Below are 18,481 nucleotides of genomic sequence, written 5' to 3'. Positions count from 1 at the left end.
AGGCCGCCGAGTTTGTCCACCGCGCGGCGGCGCAACAGGACCGTCTCCACCAGGATCGCGGCGCGGTCACCGAATCGGGCGCGGGCGGCGGCGACGTCGGCGACCCGGGTGGCGTCGGTCAGCTCGAGCCGGGCGACCTCCGCCAGCGCCGCGGCACCCGCGGCCGACCGCAGGTAGCCGACGTCTTGCGCGCTGAACCGCAGCCCACCACTCAGGAGGGTTTGACCCCGGTCACCATCACGTTGTAGAACCAGCCCTTCGGCACCACACGGCGCCACACGTTGGCGTCCACCCAGCTCAGCGTCTTCCAGCCGTTGAAGGCGAACTTCGCCCAGCCCCAGCCCAGCCGCCCGGGCGGCACCGACGCCTCGAAGGTGCGCACCGGCCAGCCGAACATCGCGGCGGTGAACTCCTCGCTGACGGTCCGCACCTGGGCGGCCCCGGCGTTGGCGGCCATCCGCTCCAGGTCGCCCGGGGTGAAGGTGTGCAGGTCGACGATGGCCTCCAGCGCCGCCGCCCGCGCCGATTCGGTGACCGCGCCGCGATCCTGGTGGAGACGGTCCTGTTGCGCCGCCGCGCGGTGGACAAACTCGGCGGCCTTGCGACGCCGGCGTGGCTGTTCACCGACGAGGCGCTGCAGCAGGCCACCGCGGCGCCGGTGGCCTTGCACCGGGCCCGGCGACTGGCCGGCGCCGCCCCCGATTTCGTCGTGCACGACGTGACCTGTTCGATCGGCACCGAGCTCGCCGCGCTGCGGGCCTGCGGGGTCACCGCGGTGGGCAGCGATATCGACCCGGTGCGGCTGGCCATGGCCCGCCACAACGTGGGGGAGGCGGCCCTGCTCTGCCGCGCCGACGCCCTGCGCCCGATCACCCGCGACGCCGTGCTCGTCGCCGACCCGGCCCGGCGCGTCGAGGGCCGGCGCCGGTTGCGTATCGACGACTACCGGCCCGGCCTGGACTCGCTGCTCGACACCTACCGCGACCGGCACTTCGTCGTAAAGTGCGCTCCCGGAATCGATTTCGATGAGGTGCGGCGCTTGGGCTTCGGCGGCGAGATCGAGGTGACGTCGTATCGGGGTTCGGTCCGGGAAGCCTGCCTGTGGTCGGCCGGGCTGGCGCGGCCCGGCGTGGGCCGGCGGGCCAACATGCTGGACCGCGGCGAGCAGCTGACCGACACCGATCCCGACGACTGCGGCGTGCGGCCGGCCGGTCGCTGGATCGTCGACCCGGACGGCGCCGTGGTGCGGGCCGGGCTGGTGCGCCACTACGGCGCCCGGCACGGACTCTGGCAGCTCGACCCCGACATCGCCTACCTCTCCGGTGATGCGCTACCGGCCGCCGACCGCGGGTTTGAGGTGCTCGAACAGCTGGTCTTCGACGAGCGCCGCCTGCGCCAGGCGCTGTCGGCTCGCGACTGCGGCGCGCTCGAGGTGCTGGTGCGCGGGGTGCACGTCGACCCGGACGCGCTGCGCAAACGGATGCGGCTGCGCGGGAGCCGCCCGCTGTCCGTGGTCATCGCCCGCATCGGCGCCCGGACCGCCAGCCGGGCGATGGCATTCGTTTGCCGGCCCTCCCGATAGCTCCGGGTACGCTGGCGGCGTCACTTCTCCGGGTCACCGGCCCTGGCCACTCTGCGAGGACGATTCCACGATGCGTTATCCGATAGCCGCTGCGCTGCTGGCGGCGGCGGTCCTGGTGGGCTGGCCGGCCGCGGCCGAGCCGCCGTCGTGTGCCGGTTTGGGCGGCAGCGTCGAGGCCGGCCAGCTGTGCCATCTGCACGCCACCGGCCCCAACTACACGCTCAACATGACCTTCCCCGCCGACTACCCGGACGAGCAGGCGCTGACCGACTACATCACCCAGAACCGGGACGGCTTCGTCGCGGTCGCGCAGAGTTCCGGCGGCCGCGACCAGCCCTACCAGCTGGAGGCCACCACCGAACAGCACAGCGCCGGGCAGCCGCCGCACAACACCCGCAGCGTGGTGCTCAAGTTCTTCCAGGACGTCGGGGGATCGCACTCGTCGATCTGGTACAAGGCCTTCAACTACAACCTGGGCACCAAGCAGCCGCTGACCTTCGACAACCTGTTCCCTCCCAACACCACGCCGCTGGACGCCATCTTCCCGATCGTGCAGCGCGACCTGGAACGCCAAACCCCTTTGGGCGCCGCCATTTTGCCGTCGACCGGCCATGACCCGACGCACTACCAGAACTTCGCCATCACCGACGATCAGCTGATCTTCTACTTCGCCCCGGGCGAGATGCTGCCGGCGTTCGGCGGGCCGCTGCAGGCCCAGGTGCCGCGCAACGCCATTCCGCCGCTGGCGATCTAGACCGGGCCGGCCTGCAACTCCATCGCGACGGCGGCGACCGCCAGCGCCACCTGCGCGAGGCACCCGATGATCGGGACGAAAAACGCCCGCTGCCGGCGCACCAGCAGGTACACCGCGAGCACGATATCGATGAGCAACAGGGCCGCGCCGCCCCAGGTGGCCAGGTTCATGGCCCGGTCGATCCAGGCGGGATTGCCGCACTGCCGGGAGCCGCACGCATCGGTGGTCATCACCAGCAGACCCAGCAGCGCGAAGGTCGCGCCGTAGAGGCCGCCGTGGATGACCAGCAAGATGACCGTCGCCACGGTGTCGGCGGTGTGGCTGCGGCCGCTTCCTGCGGTACTGGTGGTGGCGGCGCCGGGCGCCGCGGGGTCGTCGATCGGCACTACAGCAGTATGTCCCGGTCAGGCCGGCGCAAAACCGTAAACCTGGCCGTCGCTGGTGGCGGCCACCACCCGGCGATCGGTGCCGACCGATACCCCGACGGGATACCCGGTCGCCGCGGGCAGCGCAGAGCTGTTCAACGTGCGGCCGCTGCCCGGATCGAACACCAGCAGCGACATGCCGGGGGCGCCGTTCGCCGGTGGGCCGCTGACCACCGCGTAGCCGACGCCGCCGCCGGCCAGGCTCGACGTCGACAGGGGGAACACGTCGTCGCGGCGCCACACCTGGTCGGCGTGATCACCGGCGTCCTTGAACGCCGCCAGCCGGGTGTCGGGCCCGCCGCCCGCCACGATCAGCCCCTGCGGGGTGACCGCGGGCGGCGTCTGCGCCAGGAAGCCCAGCGGCGCCGACCATTTCACCTTCGCATCGGCGGTGCGCAGCGCCCACAGCCGTTGGTCGCGGCCGTTGACGTAGACGGTCGATCCGTCGGCCGACAGCACTGGGCTGGCGATGATGCCGGCGCCGACGGCGTCGCTGGTCCATTCGCGGGTGAGCAGCGGCGTCTGCCCGGGGTGGTACTTCAGCCCCACCAGACCCGCGGCCGGGGCGCCGGGCTGCCAGACCCCGAGCACCACCATCCCATTGACCGGCGAGAAGGCGGGCGCGGCCGCGACGGGACAGCCCTGGCGGGCCGGGGCGCAGTCGGCGAGCCCGCGCGCGGGGTCGGTGGGGTCGACGCCGTCGACGAGATCGAGCGGGCTCCCGGTCACCTGGCCGCGATGGGAGTCGAAGACCAGCACCTGCCCCAGGTGGGTCGTGACGAGCAGCTCGCCCTGCCCGAGGAACCGCGGCGTGGTGGGCATGCCGATCACCGGCTGGCGCCACCGCGTCCACTGGGTGACCGGAAAGGACAGCATGGCCCCGGGCTGGCCGACATAGACATTGTCGAAACCGTCGAGCAGCGGGCCGCCGAAGCCCCCACCCTGTGCGAGCCGCACACACCAGCGCTGCCGCCCGTTGTCGTTGTTCTCCCACTCCATCAGCGAACATCCCGCCGACGTCTGGGCGTTGAGGACCAGATAGCCGCGCGCGCTGAGCGCCGGTCCGGCGGCCAGGCTTCCCTTGACCGACCGGGTCCATTGCAGCGACAGCTTGGTGGCGCCGCCGACGGTGGTGTAGCTGCTGTTGGCGGCGTCGGCGTACTGGGCCGGCCAGCCTTGCGCGGCCGCGGCGTCCACCCACGAGTCGGTGTTGCCGCAGGCCCCCAGCGGCACCGCGAGCACGGCCGCCAGCGCCACGGATGAACAACGCCGTAGCCCACTGACGAGTCGTCGGGCAAGCACGTCGGTTTCCAAGTCCTTCCGCAGGGGCGTTCGGCGGGTGCGGCGATCGAGTACACGTGAGGGTATCGCTTGGCCTCTCGACTAGGCTTTCCGGCCATGACATCCATGTGGGGTGCCCCGGTCCATCGTCGCTGGCGTGGATCAAATCTGCGCGACCCGCGCCAGGCCAAGTTCCTCACGCTGGCCTCGCTGAAATGGGTGCTGCGCAACCGGGCGTACACGCCGTGGTACCTGGTGCGCTATTGGCGGCTGCTGAAGTTCAAGCTGGCCAACCCGCACATCATCACCCGCGGCATGGTGTTTCTGGGCAAGGGCGTCGAGATCCATGCGACGCCCGAGCTCGCGCAGCTTGAGATCGGCCGCTGGGTGCACATCGGCGACAAGAACACCATCCGCGCGCACGAGGGTTCGCTGCGGTTCGGGGACAAGGTGGTGCTGGGTCGCGACAACGTGATCAACGCCTACCTCGACATCGAGCTCGGCGACTCGGTGCTGATGGCCGACTGGTGCTACGTCTGCGATTTCGACCACCGCATGGACAACATCGACCTGCCGATCAAGGACCAGGGCATCGTCAAGTCCCCGGTCCGGATCGGTCCGGACACCTGGGTGGGCGTCAAGGTATCGGTGCTGCGGGGCACGTCCATCGGGCGTGGTTGCGTGCTCGGGTCTCACGCGGTGGTCCGCGGGGTGATCCCGGACTACTCGATCGCGGTCGGCGCGCCGGCCAAGGTGGTGAAGAACCGCCAGCTCGCCTGGGAGAGCTCGGCCGCCCAGCGCGCCGAACTGGCGGCCGCGCTGGCCGACATCGAGCGCAAGAAGGCGGCCCGTTAGCCGGCGGCCTGCGGCCGCTCGTCGACCTTGAAGTGGAAGTTGACGTCGCCGGCGTCGACGTCGGTCACGGTCACCAGCACGCCGTATTTGTCGGCGCCGTCGGTGAGCTGACACCGTAACGTCGCGCCCGCAACGCCTTTGAGGTTGTCGGGGCAGGTCACCGCGTCCGGTTTGCGGCCGACCTGCTGGCCCACCTGGGTGCTGATCGCGCCGGCGACCTGGTTCTTGTCGACCGTCTCGACCATGTCGAACTTGACGTCCTTGCCGTTGACGCTGGTCACCGTGACGTTGACGTTGAACGGCCGGTCCTTGACCTTCGTGTCGCAATTGATCTGCGCGCCGACCTTCGCGGGCAGATCGGTGGGGCAGTTCACCGACTCCGGTTTGTTGCCCGCCGCGTCGGTCATTTTGGCGGTGATCTGGCCGGCGACATCGCTCTTGCTCACCGAGTGCGAGGTGCCGACGGAACACGAACAGGCGCCGACGCCCGCGGCGAGTCCGGCCGCCGCGCCAGAGATCAGCAGCGCCCGGATGATGAAGTTGGTCATTGTCGCCTCCCGAACGGCTTGCCCACGATGAATGGGCTGATCCTGGCATGCTCATCGGTTTCGGGCGGACGATTCAGCAAACGGGTGCCGGCGGGCGTGGCCGTTGCTGCGTCCATGACCCACCAACGGCCACTCGTGTCACAGCGGTAACGTCTGCGCACCATAATCCGCTTTCCGATTCCGCTGGCGCGGGTGCTAGCAAACGGCGGAAGGGTGCGCGTCAGTTCGCGGAACCGGCGGGAGCGCCTGGGCGGCGAATCGAGCGCTCAGATGCTCTGGTAACGCCGCAGCGCCTCGGCCAGCTCCGCGGCGTGGTCGACTATCGGCTCGGGATAGCCGTCGGGACGTTGACCCTTGCGCAGGTGCACGTCGTCGGCCGAACGCAGCTCCGGGACCCAGCGCCGGATGTAGTCGCCCGCCGGGTCGAACTTCTCACCCTGGGTGATCGGGTTGAACACCCGGAAGTAGGGCGCGGCGTCGGTGCCGCAGCCCGCACACCACTGCCAGCCGTGCTGGTTGTTCGCCATGTCGCCGTCGACCAGCTGGTCCAGGAACCATTCGGCCCCCCATTGCCATGGCAGGTGCAGGTCCTTGACCAGGAACGAGGCCACGGCCATGCGCACGCGGTTGTGCATGAATCCGGTGTCGCGCAGCTGACGCATGCCGGCATCCACGAACGGAAAGCCCGTCTCGCCGGCTTTCCACGCCTCGAAGCGGCGGGTGGCCTGCGCGCCGGTGTCGGTCTGGATGCCGTCGAAATCGCTGTTCCAGTTCCGCCAGGCGCTGGCCGGCCAGTGGTGCAGCACGTCGGCGTAGAAGTCGCGAAAAGCCAACTCCCGCAAGAAGGCCTGCGCCCCGACGCTTCGCGCGTCCAGGTCGGCGACCAGGGTGCGCGGATGAATGGTGCCGAACTTCAGGTGCGCCGACATGCGGCTGGTCCCGGTCAGGTCGGGCCTGTTGCGGTCCTCGGCGTAGCTTTGTAAGCCGTTGTCGACGAACGACTTCCATTGTTTGCGTGCCGCCGCCTCGCCTGCGGCCACCTCGAGGGCCTGTCCGGGATCGGGGAGGTCGCACTGCTTGATGGACAGGCTCGCCGGATCCAGCCAGCGCGCGGACTTCGCGTTCGACTTCGCCGGTTCCCGCCACCCGGTCTTGCGCCACTGGCGCAGGAACGGGGTGAACACTTGGTAGGGCGAGCCATCGGGTTTGGTGACGCGGCCGGGTGAGACGAGGTACGGCGACCCCGTCGCCATCAGCGGCACCGGACCCAGCGCCGCGCGCACCCGCTCGTCACGGCGCTTGCCGAACGGCGCGAAGTCTTCGGAGATGTGCACCGACGACGCCCCGATTTCCTTGACTATGCGGGGAATCTGCGTGTGGGGCTGCCCGCGGGTGACCAGCAGCCGGCCGTCGAGATCGTCGCGCAGCCGGCGCAGCGAGTCACCGAGGTACTGCAGTCGGCGTTGCCCCGAGGACTTTTCCAGGCGCGGGTCCAGCACGAAGCAGGCGAGCACCTCCTCGTTCTCGGCCGCGGCGAGCAGCGCCGGATGATCGCGCAACCGCAGATCGCGGCGAAACCACAGCAATGCCGGCATAGTCAGCGGTTGAGTCGCCAGATGTGGGTGGACAAAACGGTCGCGAAGCCGCACCACAAGGGGTAGGGCAGCAACGCCAGCGCGCCGCGCGGTGTGGCTTGCGCCGTGCGCCTGACCAGATCGGCGCTACTGGCCGTCAGCGCCGCCGCCCCAATCATGGCGCCCCCGAGTTTGTGGTACCGGAAGAACAGCCAACTCCATCCGGCGTTCAGGACCAGGTTCGCCGTCAGCGCCGCCGCATATGCGCGGGCCTTGTCGTGCTGCCCGGTTGCCTTCAGACGGTCGAGGGTTGCCGCCGACGTGACCGCGATGTCCCCGTAGAGCGTGGTCCACGCCGCGGGGAAGGCGGCACGGGGCGGCTGGTAGGCGGGCTTGCGAAGCCGCGAGTACCACCGGGACGTGGCGTCGCGGCTGGCGACGCTGCCGGCTGCGGCGGTTGCGGCCACGGCCAGGCTGGTCGCGGCCAGTATCGACCTGTTCATGGCGTGCTCCGTTCTGGTTGTTTCCGGTCCGCTTGTTGCTCAACGGTTTTGGTGCGTGTTGGATTGGTCGGCCACCAGATCCGGTCGCCGATGAGGGCGAACAACGCCGGGATGACCAGCGTGCGCACCACGAAGGTGTCGAGCAGGATTCCCAGGCCGACGATGATGCCAAGCTGGGTCAACACGATCAACGGCAACACCCCGAGCACGCAGAACACGGCGGCCAAAACGATTCCGGCACTGGTGATCACGCCACCGGTAGCCGATACAGCGCGCACCATCGGAGCGCGGGCGCCGGGCCGCGCGGCTTCCTCGCGGGCCCGGGTGACCAGAAAGATCGTGTAGTCCACCCCGAGCGCCGCCAAGAACAAGAACGCGAACAGCGGGGTGGTGTTGTCCAGCGCCGGGAACCCGAAGACGTGCAGGCTCGCCCACCCACCCATGCCCAGCGCGGCCAACGCGCCCAGGATCGTCGCGGCCAGCAGCGTCGGTGGCGCCAGGGCCGAGCGCAGCACCGCGTACAGCACGACCAGGATGACGGCCAGGATCGCCGGGATCAGCAGCAGCCGGTCATGAGTGGCCGCATCACGTACGTCGAGGGCCTGCGCGTCGGGCCCGCCCACCAACGCCGCGGGGTCCACGGCTCGCGTCGAATTCCGCAGTGCCGCAACTGCATTGAAAGCTTGATTCGACGACGGCGGCGCGTCGATCACCACCGACCACTTCGTCAGCCCGGACTCCGATCGGCCGGACTCGGTCACCGAGACGACGCCGGGGGTGGCGGTGATTGCCTGCCGCAGCGCCGAGGCGTGATCCGTGCGTCCGATGACCAGCGTCGGGTTGGTCAGTCCGGCCGGAAAGTGTTGGGCCACAACCTGGTATCCCACCACGGAGTCGGCGCGCAGGCGGAACTGTTCGGTCTGCGTCAGGCCGATCCGGGTTCCCAGCAGGCCGGTGCCCAGGACCGCCAGCACCGCGACGGCGACCGCCGCCACCAGAGCGGGGCGCCGATTCACCCATTCCGCGACGCGAAGCCACGCGCCGGCTCCGAGGGGGTCGCCGTCGTCCGCGCGCGGGATGAACGGCCAGAACAATCGCCGCCCGCAGCCGGCCAGCAGCGGGGGGAGGATCACCAGCACCGAAATCGCCGCGACGACAAGGCCGCACGCCGCGAGCGCGCCCAGGCTGCGGGTGCTCGGGGTGGACGCGAACAGCAGGGTGAGCAACGCCAACACCACGGTGGCGTTGCTGGCGACGATGGCCGGCCCCGCCCTGCGCACGGCCTCGCGCAGGGCGGCGCGGTGCGCGGAATGGCGGTGCAGCTCTTGTCGATACCGGGAGATCAGCAGCAGCGCGTAATTGGTGCCGGCGCCGAAAACCAGCACGCTGGTGATCCCGGAGGTGGCGCCGTCGAAACTCAGCCCGGTCAGCGATGCGACCGCCGTGCCGAGCGCCGCGGCCACTCGATCGGCGAATCCGACGACGAGCAGCGGGACCAGCCACAGCACCGGGGAGCGGTAGGTGGCGATCAGCAGCAGCGCCACCACCGACGTCGTCACCGCGAGCAGGGTGATGTTGGCGCCCGCGAACGCGCCGGCGATGTCCGCCCCGAAGGCGGGGCCGCCGGTCACGTGCACCTGCAGCTGCCCGGGCAGGCCGGTGGCCGCGGCCGTGCGCAGCGTGGTGACGGCGTCGGAGAGCTCGAGCCCGGACAGGTCGGCGTCGATGGGGACCGCGGCCTGGGCGGCCCTGCCGTCGCTCGACGGCAGCAGCGGGGTCGCCGCCGCATTCGCGCCGGGCCGCGAGGCCGCCAGCGCGCGGTCCCGAGCGGCCTGGGCGGCGTCGCGGTCGGACGCGGTCAGCACGCCTGCATCGGTGCGGCTGACCACCACGATCAGCGGCGCCTTGTCACCCCCGGGAAACTGCCTGGCCAGGGTCTCGACCCGGGCGGATTGCGCATCGACTGGAACGGATTGCGGGGATTGGCCCGCGGCGGCGTTACCGCCGATCAGGACCATCAACCCGACACCGAGCGCGGCCGCGATCAGCGCGAGCAGCCAGCAACGCCGCCCCGTCACGGCGGCGGCCACGGAATCCCACACCACGTTTACAACCCTTTCAGTTTGTTAAACATTAATCAACTGAAATGACGCATCGCGACGCGACGGCGCCGGCGGTACGCAGGAGGGGGCACTATGGACATTATGGACGCGGGGCCGGGGGCAGTGTCGGACGCGAGGGGTACCTGCGATGACCGCTGACCGCGGCGAGATGACCACCCGCAAGCGGCGGCACATCGATGTCTGCCTGAGCGAGCCGGTCGGCTACGACGGCGTCACCACCGGGCTGGACCGCTATGAACTGCCGTACAACGCGCTGACCCAGACCAACCTGGGCGACATCGATTTGTCCACCGACTTTTTCGGTGCCCGCCTGCGGTCGCCTATCCTCATCGGCGCGATGACCGGGGGTGCGGAGTTGTCCGGGACGATCAACCGCAACCTGGCCGCGGCGGCCCAGCAGCTGGGTTTGGGCATGATGCTGGGCTCGCAGCGGATCATGTTGGACAGTGCGCTGGGGGAGCGGGCGGCGGACAGCTTCACGGTGCGCGATGTGGCGCCGGATGTCTTGCTGTTCGGCAACATCGGCTTGGCGCAACTGACCAAGGCCGCCGCGCCGGATCTGGCGAAGGCCCTGGACCGAGTGGGCGCCGATGCGCTTGCCGTGCATACCAATCCGCTCCAGGAGGCGATGCAACACAACGGCGACACCGACTTCGCCGGGTCGCTGAACAGGTTGCGCGAGGCCGCCGCCACCGTCGACTATCCGGTGCTGCTCAAGGAGGTCGGGCACGGCATCGGCGGCGCGGCGGCCGCGGAACTGGTCGGGGGAGAAGGCGAATTGCCGGTGGCCGGAATCGACGTCGCGGGCGCCGGCGGCACGTCGTGGTCGCGCGTCGAGCAGTTCGTGCGGTACGGCGAACTGCGCTACCCGCACCTGGCCGACTGGGGCATCCCGACCGCCCGCGCCATAGTCGAGGTGCGCGAGGTGCTACCGGCGATCCCCTTGGTGGCCTCCGGTGGCATCCGCACCGGTATGGATGCGGCCAAGGCGATCGCACTCGGTGCCGATGTCGTGGCGGTCGCCCGGCCGCTGCTGCCGGCCGCCATCGAATCGAGTGCCGCCGTGGTCGACTGGCTGCAGCCGTTCATCGACGAGCTGCGGATCTGCCTGCACGGCTGTGGTGCCGCGAACCTGGCGGACCTGCGCGGCGTCGAACTCGTCGGCGCGGACTAGGCCCGCGCGAGGTGGCCGTCATCTTGGCCTACGGCTCGCCCGCCCTGGGGCATCTGCTGCCGGCCGGGGCGCTGCTCGCCGAGCTGACCCGGCGCGGACACGAGGTGCACCTGCGCACCATGTCGGCCGGTGTTTCGACGATGCGATCCATCGGCGTGCACGCCGAGCCGGTCGATCCGCGGATCGAGGCGATCGCCGGCAACGACTGGCAGGCGCGAAATACCTTGGGAGTGTTGAAGTTAACCATCGACGTGCTGTGCCGGCGGGCGGTGCTGGAAGTCGACGACTTTCGGCGTGCGGTGGGCGCGACCCGGCCGGATGCGGTGATCGTGGACGCGAACTGTTGGGGAGCCCTGTCGGCCGCGGACGCCGGGGACCTTCCGTGGCTGTTGTTCTCACCGTTCACCCCCTACCTGCGATCGCGCGGGGTGCCACCATTCGGTCCCGGATTTCGTCCGCTGCCGGGCATCGTCGGTGAGGTCCGTGACGCCACGGTGCGGCCGATCGTCAGGCACCTGTTCGACCGGCCAATGTTGCCTCGCGTCAACGCCATTCGCGCCGGGCTGGACCTGCCGCCGGTCACCTCGGTGGACGGCTTCATCCGGCGCGCGCCGCTGGTATTGGCGGTCGGCGGCGAGCCGTTCGAGTACCCGCATCCGGGATGGTCCGGCGTGGTGCACCACATCGGTGCCTGCGCATTCGAGCCCTCGACGGCCGCCGCACCGGAGTGGATCGACGCCATCGAACGTCCGATGGTGCTGGTGAACACCTCCTCGTTGCGCCAGGGTGACGAGGCGTTGGGACGAATCGCGTTGCGCGCGCTCGCCGACGAGGACGTGCACGTCGTGGCGACGTTCCCGGCCGGTGTGCCCGCTGGTCTGCCGCGACCCGAGAACGCGACCGTGCGCCGGTTCGTGCCGCACGCGGCCATCCTCGCCCGCGCCAGCTGCGCCATCACGCACGGGGGGATGGGCACGACGTTGAAGGCCCTCGATCGGGGAGTGCCGGTCTGCGTTGTGCCCTTCGCGCGCGATCAGGCCGAGGTCGCCAGGCGAGTGGAGATGGCCCGCTGTGGAACCCGGTTGACCGCCAAGAAGCTCACCGTGGCGCGACTGAGAGCCAAGGTACGCAAGGCGATGACGATGGCCGACGGCGCGCAACGGGTGGCCGCCGGGCTCGCCGCGACGGGGGGCGTGGCCCACGGCGCCGACCTTATCGAGCAGCGGCTACTGGGCTGCGCCGCCGAGCGGCCGGTTCACTAGTCGGGCGCGGCGCCGCGTCTCGCCGGACCGCGATGACCCTTGACCTTAGGTTCGGGGGCCGCGGGCGTCTTCGGACCCGGTGTGGCCAGCCGTGATTCGAAGCTGGCCATCGCCTCGATCATCGCGGTGAACACCCGATGCGCCGCCGCCAGGTCGCGATCTGGAAGGTCGGCCAGCGCCGTATGTAGCTCGGCGCCAAGGGGAGTGAAGAACGAGCGGGCCAGCGCCATGCCCGGCTTCTCGTAGCGAAGCAGGGTCTTGCGCCGGTCCTGGGGATCGGGTTCGCGACGGACGTGGCCAGCGTCGATCATGCGGTCGACCAGGTAGGTGATCGCGGCCGGTGAGACGTCCATGCGGCGGCGCAACTGGGCCGCCGTCAACGGCTCCCCGGCGGTTTCGGCGACCATAATGTGCAGCAACGCGTGAAAATCCGTGCTGCTGACATCGTTTTGCCGGGCGAAGTGGCGGCCGATGCGGTCGGACTGGGCGGTGATCGCGCGCATGTCGGCCGACATCAATTTCTCGAGTTCGGCTCGATCTGGTCGCCGGTCAGCGGCGGCGCGCTTGGTCACTTACCCGCATCCTTTTTGCAAATACGCCGGCCAGCGTATCGGTGACCGCTATCCGCGGCAGTCGAAACGCGCCGGAGCGTTCGGTGGCCATCAGCCTACGGCACCCTCGGCGGATCGCCGTCGCGGCGGCTCAGCCGCGCCGAGCGGGCGCTATCGGGACTTCGCGGGGTCGTGGCCCCAGTTCATCAACGAGTACCGCCAGGGGCTTTCATCGATGTCGCCCTGCGGGCGTTGCGCCAGGTGGCGCTTGGCATAACCGACCACCTTTCGCATGTGCGCGTAGTCGGCCTCGGTGAGGTCGGCGCGTTTGGCCTTGAGTATCTTGACGATGTGACGGCCACTGGCGTGGCCGGTGGACTCGGCTCCGCTCCGCTTTTCGCCGACACTCTTCGATTCCTCGGTGCCGAGCCAGTTTTCCAGCTCGCGCGCCGTCATGTTGACGGTGTCCCGGAAGCGCTCCCAGGTGGTGTGTTGGTCGTCGGTCACGGTGACTCCTCGATGCGGTTGTCGCGCATCACTTTGCGCGGCGCAGCGATTCGGGCTTGTGTACCGCGTCGGCTCCCGTCTTGTCGCTGCGCACCTTGTACTGCGGCTCGTCCTCGGACGCCCGCACCGTGCGCCCGGCGGCCTGGGTGTCGGAGGTGATCTTGCCCTCGACCGTGCCCCGGACCGTGGTGCCGTGGCTTTGCCACTCGACCTTGTCGCCCTTTTTGAATTGCTTGTCGCTCACCGGGATTCACCTTTCGCCGATTCGTCGCTGGGGGAGGCGGTGTGGGCCGGGTGTCCGTCGGTGCGTCGACGCTCCTTGAGGGCCATCTCGTAGACGTGGCGCCGCCCCTCGGTGAGCCGGCTTCGCACCAGCTGTTCGATCTGTGTGAAGCAGCGGTAGTAGCCGTCGTCGTAGTCCTCCAGCACCTGGAAGCTCCACCGGCCCGGCAGGACGTTGCGTCCGATCAGCTCGGTGCTGATGTGTTGCGCCAGATCGGCGTGGCCGGTTTCGCGCAGCCGCGCCACCGCCTCGTCGAGTTGCAGGTCGGCCCGGCCGGTGAGCTGATGAAAGGAATACAGATGCCCGCGGGCGCGCTCGATGGTTTCCAGCGCCTCGGTCACCTTACCTACCGCCTGCGCCACGCCGTCGATCTCGCCATTTGCCATGCCGTCCATGCTTTCCCCCTGTTGGTCGGAGCATTCCCGCCGCGGGGCGGTGCGAATCGTCGGATCCGGTGGTTCATCAGCTGAATGGTTAACTGCTTGGTGCGATGACCTCGCCGCGCGCCGCGACGGTTTGAACGACTCCGCCCCGGGTATCTGATCTGGCGATGACCGTGATCGAAACGTCGCGACGGCTGGGCCGCGCCGAACGTAAAGTGCTGCGCCTGCAACGGCGCTTGTGGCTCGCGCAGTTGGCCATGTGGCCCACCGCGATCGCGTTGGCGGTCCTGCTTACGGGTGCGTCAGTGCTGGTGTGGCGGCGTTCGGCCCGCGGCCGGCACCGCTCGGTCACCACGGCGACCACTTCCTCCGCCACCAGCCCTGATGGCATGGCGGCGACGGGTCCGGAAGGCACGAAGTAGGCTCGGCTGCGCCGGGTGCGTGTCACGATCGCCGCGAGGCAGCGGCGTGAAACATTCCGGTTCGCCGATCCCCGGGACCGGTCAGGTGGGGACTACGCGGTTCCACACCCGGTGCTCCTCGAGGCCGGCGACGAGCGAGGAGACGATGTCCGACGCGTCCGAGCCCGTGAAGATACCTTCTCCTTCCGCCGGAAGGCCCGCTGCCGCAAGCAGATTGGTCCCCTGCGGCAGCACGCCGATCGGCTTGAGGTGACGGAACGCCTCGTCCACGAGGGTTCGCGCACCGGCCTCGACCGGTGATCCAGCGACGAGAACGGCGTCGACCTCCACGGATCGTCCCGTCGCATACGTGCGAGAAACCGTTGGGCCGCCGTCGCGGTTCAGCTTTCCGCCATGCGACGCGAACACGAGCGGAACCAGCTTGGCCGCGGTGATCGCGGCCACCGCCGCCGTCACCTGGCCGGTGTCGGACTCGGCGTCGGTGAGGATGCCGATGCGGCGACCGGCCACCGGCCACCGTTGGCCGACTTGCGACAGCGCCGGGCTGACCGCCGGGGCGGCAGGCGCCGCGGCCGGAACGGGCGGCTCCAAACCCAGCCGCGCGGCGACGGCGGCGCACAGTTCGGTGTCGATCTTCGCGAGGACCGCGAGCTCGCGTTCCTTGATCACCTGTTCGTAGCATTTACCCAACTCGAAGGCGAACGCCTCGACGACATGGGCTTGTTCGACGGGCTGCAGGCTCCGGTAGAACAAGGTCGCCTGACTGAAGTGATCGTCGTAACTCGCGGGATTTGCGCGACGTTTGGTCGACACGGGCAGCGGGACCGGGGACTCGATGAAGGCGGCGAGATCGGCTCCGGCGGCGAAAGGGCACCCACCGTCAATGGAATTCGGACGGTACGGCGCATTGCCGGGATGTACGCCGTGTTGGTGAAACCCGTCCCGCAACATGTCGTTGACCGGCGCGTGCGGACGGTTGATCGGGATCTGCGCGAAATTGGGACCACCCAGGCGGGTGATCTGCGTGTCGAGGTAGGAGAACAACCGCGCGTGCAACAGCGGGTCGTCGGTGACGTCGATGCCGGGAACCAGATGACCGATGTGGAACGCCACCTGCTCGGTCTCGGCGAAGAAGTTGGTCGGGTTGGCGTTGAGTTGCATGGTGCCGATGATTTGAACCGGGGCCAACTCCTCGGGCACGATCTTGGTCGAGTCGAGCAGATCGATGCCTTCGAACATCTGCTCCGGGGTGTCCGGGAACACCTGGATGCCCAGATCCCATTCGGGATAGGCGCCCGCCTCGATCGCATCGGCGAGGTCACGGCGGTGGAAGTCGGGGTCGACGCCGGCGGCGATCTGCGCCTCCTCCCACACCAGCGAATGCACCCCCAGGCGCGGCTTCCAGTGGAACTTCACCAGCGAGGTGGTGTTGTCGGGCGCGACCAGCCGAAACGTGTGGACGCCGAAGCCCTCCATGGTCCGGTAAGACCGCGGGATCGCGCGGTCGGACATGGCCCACATGGTGTGCGCGGATGCCTCGGTGTGCAGCGACACGAAATCCCAGAAGGTGTCGTGCGCGGTCTGGGCTTGCGGGATCTCGCGATCCGGGTGCGGCTTGGCCGCGTGGATGATGTCGGGGAATTTGATGCCGTCCTGGATGAAGAACACCGGGATGTTGTTGCCCACCAGGTCGAACGTTCCCTCGTGGGTGTAGAACTTGGTGGCGAATCCTCGGGTGTCCCGCACGGTGTCGGCCGATCCACGTGAGCCGATCACGGTGGAGAATCGGACGAATACCGCCGTCTCGACGCCGGACTTGAGAAACCCTGCCTTGCAGACTTTTTCGGCCGCGCCGTTGCCCCGGAACACACCGTGGGCGCCCGCGCCACGGGCGTGGACCACCCGTTCCGGAATGCGCTCATGATCAAAATGGGTGATCTTCTCGCGCAGATGGTGATCTTGCAGTAGCGTCGGGCCGCGTTCACCGGCCTTCAGCGAATGATCGGTGTCATACAGCCGCACACCCTGAGCGGTGGTCAGGTAGTCGCCCTGCTGCCCGCGCGCGGTGGTCGGGCCTTCGACCGGTGTCCCGGTCGCGGTCCGAAGTTCCGGGGCGATTTGGTCGTTCTTGGGCGGCAACGGCTCCCGCGGCGTCGTCGGCTCCGCCACCTCTGGCGGCTCGGCGCCCGGCGCGCTGGGAATGTAGCCGCTGGCCTGAGCCTGCTGGGCCTTGCCTTCGCGGACCAGATACTCCTGGCCGGACACCGCGCCGAGGGCCTGCTTGGCCACTGCCTTGACGCCCTCGACGACACCCTTGACCGGGTTGCTGCGCCCGCCGTCCTCCGCCATCAAATCTCCTTGGTTGGCATGAATTCAGATACGGCCGCCTGAGGCATCAGGCGGCTTATCCCCGCGTTCCCCTCAGCGGCGCGGTGAAACCCCGGTTTGGGCATAAAAGTTGGGAACGGGCAAAACTGGTCGTGCCGTCTGGCGTCGGCAGCGCACCTGCCGCCGCACGGACAACCCGGCACGGAGCGTGCCAAGAGACCAGCTGGCGGCTTGACCCTACGAACTTGCGCGAACCTGGTAACGGCGCTCGGCGTAGGCGAGGTCGTCGCGCCACAGTTTGGTGGCCGCGTAACGCATGAACGGTGTGATCAGCGGCGCCGCCCGAGCGGCGCGCGTGAAACCGGGCCGGTCCGAATGCGCGATGGTGGCCTCCAGCACCGCGGTGCGCGGTCGGCCGTCGGGACCCGAACCCATTGGTGTCGCATGGGTTTCGACGACGCTGCCCGCGCCCTCCCCGTCCACGATGCGCATGACGATGGTGCGTGCCTCCGGGCAACTGAACTCCGCGACGACAGGGACTCCGACGCGTCCCATCCGGAAGGTCACCGCCACCATGAATCGGTCCGCCTCTTCGGTGGGGGTGGTGAGCACGTCGAGCCGGGTGAACGAGTAGGGGTGAAACCACGCCCCATGCCACGGATCGAGCCGGTTGGCGATGACGTCGCTCGGTTCGCAGACCCCCACCACGTGGGCGACCGCGCTCAGGGTGTCGCCGGCCGGCCGCTGCGCAATCACCGGCCGGTCCAGCGGGTCCTCCGTGCCCACCGCGTCGAGCCGCACCCATGCCAGGACACCGTCGTCATGACTGGGCAACGGGCTCCAGCCGAATTCGCGCGCGTGTCCGTCCAGGGTCAGCCCGTGCCAGCGGCAGATCAGCGCGCCCCGGTGCACGGTGCCGGTGGCGAGGTCGGCACCCAAATGGGGGCAACTGCGGGGCCCCACGCACAACCGCCCGCGGTCGTCGCGCCAGGCCACGACCTCGACGCCGGCGACCCGGGCGCCGACTGGGCGCCCGGCGGGGACCTGGTGACTGGCGGCGAAGGCGTACCAGTTGCCGGTGGGTTTGCGCTGCGAGCGGCGCAGCGCGCCCTCGATGATGGCGGGTTGCGCGTCGCGATAGGTCGGGCGTTGATCGGCCCACGACATGCGTGGGATCACCTGCAGTGGCCACCCTTTGGTCCGGGTGGCGGACAGGCGCTGCTGTAGCTGTTCGCGGAACTTCATGGTGTGGTGGATCTTTCGCGGGCGGCAAGCCATCGAAGCAGCGGTGACCGGCCTTGGGTGGGTACCGTGGCCAACGGGTGTCCGGCTAATCCCCATCGTTGCAGGAGTTGGTTCGCGGCGCACCAGCCGGTGGTTGCGGCGCGCTCCATGAGCGCCACCGGCAAGTCGATGCGGATGGCGTCGCCGGCCAGCAACAAGCCCGGCGTGGGCGTGCGGACCGGGGGACGGAAGGGATAGGAGCCCGGCGCAAACAGCGGGCAGTCGCTGCGATGCAGCAGCTTTTCGTGGACGATTTGCGCCGCAGCGGTTTCCGGATACACCCTGTGTAGCTGTCGTAGCGCGGCGTCCCGCGACGGCGCGGAATCCAGGGCGTACGAGTGCAACTCGACCACCGAACCATGATGCGCGCCGGCCCAGTCGCGGGCTTCGCTTTCGTAGCGCTCCAGCACGCTGATGTTGTCGAGCGGTTCATGGCCGGCGGTGCCCAAAAACGCCGGCCGGTGCGCCGCGACCGGTCGGTCGAGCCACAGCCGATGCACGGCGAACGGCGGCGCGCTGCGCAGCCGCGAGATCTGGGTGCGCCAGGCCTCGGTGCCCAGATCCGGGGACGCCGCGACGATCCGCTGTAAACCCGCGACGTCGGTGGCCAATACGACGGCGTCGACCTCGCAGTGGTCATCG

General features: G+C 69.3%; 18 protein-coding genes and 3 pseudogenes. 6 read left to right on the top strand and 15 right to left on the bottom strand.

Annotation, left to right across the window (positions count from 1 at the left end):
• Positions 1-254: pseudogene (locus A5622_RS28585) on the bottom strand (class I SAM-dependent methyltransferase); the annotation flags it as partial.
• Positions 212-544, bottom strand: a pseudogene (locus tag A5622_RS22135) (SAM-dependent methyltransferase); the annotation flags it as partial. The pseudogenes A5622_RS28585 and A5622_RS22135, both read right to left, overlap by 43 nt.
• On the opposite strand from A5622_RS22135, the pseudogene A5622_RS22130 reads away from it, so the two are divergent.
• Both A5622_RS22130 and A5622_RS22125 read left to right on the top strand, forming a co-directional pair.
• A pseudogene (locus tag A5622_RS22130) lies at positions 524-1,582 on the top strand (class I SAM-dependent methyltransferase); the annotation flags it as partial. The pseudogenes A5622_RS22135 and A5622_RS22130 sit on opposite strands and share 21 nt — an antisense overlap.
• Before the next feature lie 70 nt (positions 1,583-1,652).
• Positions 1,653-2,336, top strand: a complete 684-nt coding sequence (locus A5622_RS22125) for an esterase (protein ID WP_066881238.1) — start codon at positions 1,653-1,655, stop codon at positions 2,334-2,336.
• Here the strand turns inward: A5622_RS22125 and A5622_RS22120 are convergent.
• Together A5622_RS22120 and A5622_RS22115 are read right to left on the bottom strand one after the other, a co-directional pair.
• Positions 2,333-2,722, bottom strand: coding sequence for a DUF6264 family protein (locus tag A5622_RS22120; RefSeq protein WP_066881236.1), 390 nt, complete (start codon positions 2,720-2,722; stop codon positions 2,333-2,335). The genes A5622_RS22125 and A5622_RS22120 overlap by 4 nt on opposite strands.
• Positions 2,723-2,740: 18 nt before the next feature.
• A complete protein-coding gene (locus A5622_RS22115; RefSeq protein ID WP_197505101.1) occupies positions 2,741-4,018 on the bottom strand; it encodes a PQQ-binding-like beta-propeller repeat protein in 1,278 nt (425 codons plus the stop codon).
• A gap of 141 nt (positions 4,019-4,159) precedes the next feature.
• On the opposite strand from A5622_RS22115, the gene A5622_RS22110 reads away from it, so the two are divergent.
• A complete protein-coding gene (locus A5622_RS22110; protein WP_066862245.1) occupies positions 4,160-4,897 on the top strand; it encodes an acyltransferase in 738 nt (245 codons plus the stop codon).
• On the opposite strand, the gene A5622_RS22105 is transcribed toward A5622_RS22110, so the two are convergent.
• From A5622_RS22105 to A5622_RS22090, 4 genes are all read right to left on the bottom strand, one after another.
• A complete protein-coding gene (locus A5622_RS22105; protein ID WP_066881232.1) occupies positions 4,894-5,445 on the bottom strand; it encodes a DUF4333 domain-containing protein in 552 nt (183 codons plus the stop codon). The genes A5622_RS22110 and A5622_RS22105 overlap by 4 nt on opposite strands.
• A gap of 266 nt (positions 5,446-5,711) precedes the next feature.
• Positions 5,712-7,040: a deoxyribodipyrimidine photo-lyase gene (locus A5622_RS22100; RefSeq protein ID WP_066881230.1), complete on the bottom strand. Its 1,329-nt coding sequence runs from the start codon at positions 7,038-7,040 to the stop codon at positions 5,712-5,714.
• A 2-nt stretch (positions 7,041-7,042) separates the two neighbouring features.
• Entirely contained in the window at positions 7,043-7,522 is a 480-nt protein-coding gene (locus tag A5622_RS22095; RefSeq protein ID WP_066881228.1) for a TspO/MBR family protein, read from the bottom strand.
• On the bottom strand, positions 7,519-9,627 hold the full coding sequence (locus A5622_RS22090; RefSeq protein WP_066881227.1) for an MMPL family transporter: 2,109 nt from the start codon (positions 9,625-9,627) through the stop codon (positions 7,519-7,521). The genes A5622_RS22095 and A5622_RS22090 overlap by 4 nt, the downstream gene beginning before the upstream one ends.
• Positions 9,628-9,772: 145 nt before the next feature.
• Between A5622_RS22090 and fni the strand changes: the two genes are divergently transcribed.
• On the top strand, positions 9,773-10,819 hold the full coding sequence (gene fni / locus A5622_RS22085; RefSeq protein ID WP_066881225.1) for a type 2 isopentenyl-diphosphate Delta-isomerase: 1,047 nt from the start codon (positions 9,773-9,775) through the stop codon (positions 10,817-10,819).
• Between the two features lie 11 nt (positions 10,820-10,830).
• Positions 10,831-12,081, top strand: coding sequence for a glycosyltransferase (locus tag A5622_RS22080; protein ID WP_066881223.1), 1,251 nt, complete (start codon positions 10,831-10,833; stop codon positions 12,079-12,081).
• Here the strand turns inward: A5622_RS22080 and A5622_RS22075 are convergent.
• From A5622_RS22075 to A5622_RS22060, 4 genes are all read right to left on the bottom strand, one after another.
• The gene (locus tag A5622_RS22075; RefSeq protein WP_066881221.1) at positions 12,078-12,653 is read right to left on the bottom strand and encodes a MarR family winged helix-turn-helix transcriptional regulator; all 576 of its coding nucleotides are present in this window, start codon (positions 12,651-12,653) and stop codon (positions 12,078-12,080) included. The genes A5622_RS22080 and A5622_RS22075 overlap by 4 nt on opposite strands.
• A 150-nt stretch (positions 12,654-12,803) precedes the next feature.
• Positions 12,804-13,139, bottom strand: a complete 336-nt coding sequence (locus tag A5622_RS22070; protein WP_066881219.1) for a DUF3140 domain-containing protein — start codon at positions 13,137-13,139, stop codon at positions 12,804-12,806.
• 28 nt (positions 13,140-13,167) lie between these two features.
• The gene (locus A5622_RS22065) at positions 13,168-13,383 is read right to left on the bottom strand and encodes a DUF2945 domain-containing protein (RefSeq protein ID WP_066862218.1); all 216 of its coding nucleotides are present in this window, start codon (positions 13,381-13,383) and stop codon (positions 13,168-13,170) included.
• Positions 13,380-13,808, bottom strand: coding sequence for a hypothetical protein (locus tag A5622_RS22060; RefSeq protein ID WP_156748804.1), 429 nt, complete (start codon positions 13,806-13,808; stop codon positions 13,380-13,382). Before A5622_RS22060 ends, A5622_RS22065 begins: the two co-directional genes overlap by 4 nt.
• 164 nt (positions 13,809-13,972) lie before the next feature.
• Here A5622_RS22060 and A5622_RS22055 point away from each other — a divergent pair, with 164 nt between their 5' ends.
• Positions 13,973-14,227 carry a hypothetical protein gene (locus tag A5622_RS22055; RefSeq protein ID WP_066862212.1) on the top strand — a complete coding sequence of 85 codons (255 nt, stop codon included), beginning with the start codon at positions 13,973-13,975 and terminating at the stop codon, positions 14,225-14,227.
• A gap of 81 nt (positions 14,228-14,308) precedes the next feature.
• On the opposite strand, the gene A5622_RS22050 is transcribed toward A5622_RS22055, so the two are convergent.
• The 3 genes from A5622_RS22050 to A5622_RS22040 all read right to left on the bottom strand — a co-directional run.
• Positions 14,309-16,576 (bottom strand): catalase, encoded by a 2,268-nt coding sequence (locus A5622_RS22050; protein WP_066881217.1) that lies wholly within the window; start codon positions 16,574-16,576, stop codon positions 14,309-14,311.
• A gap of 216 nt (positions 16,577-16,792) precedes the next feature.
• Entirely contained in the window at positions 16,793-17,800 is a 1,008-nt protein-coding gene (locus A5622_RS22045; RefSeq protein ID WP_066881215.1) for a DUF5914 domain-containing protein, read from the bottom strand.
• Positions 17,797-18,481: FAD-dependent oxidoreductase (locus A5622_RS22040; RefSeq protein ID WP_197499574.1), on the bottom strand; the 685-nt coding region annotated here is incomplete at its 5' end. The genes A5622_RS22045 and A5622_RS22040, both read right to left, overlap by 4 nt.

Source organism: Mycobacterium sp. 1245801.1 (assembly GCF_001673055.1).
In the GTDB taxonomy this organism is placed as follows: domain Bacteria; phylum Actinomycetota; class Actinomycetes; order Mycobacteriales; family Mycobacteriaceae; genus Mycobacterium; species Mycobacterium europaeum_A.
Note: the sequence above shows the minus strand (reverse complement) of the source record. Positions and strands in the feature narration are given on the sequence as shown.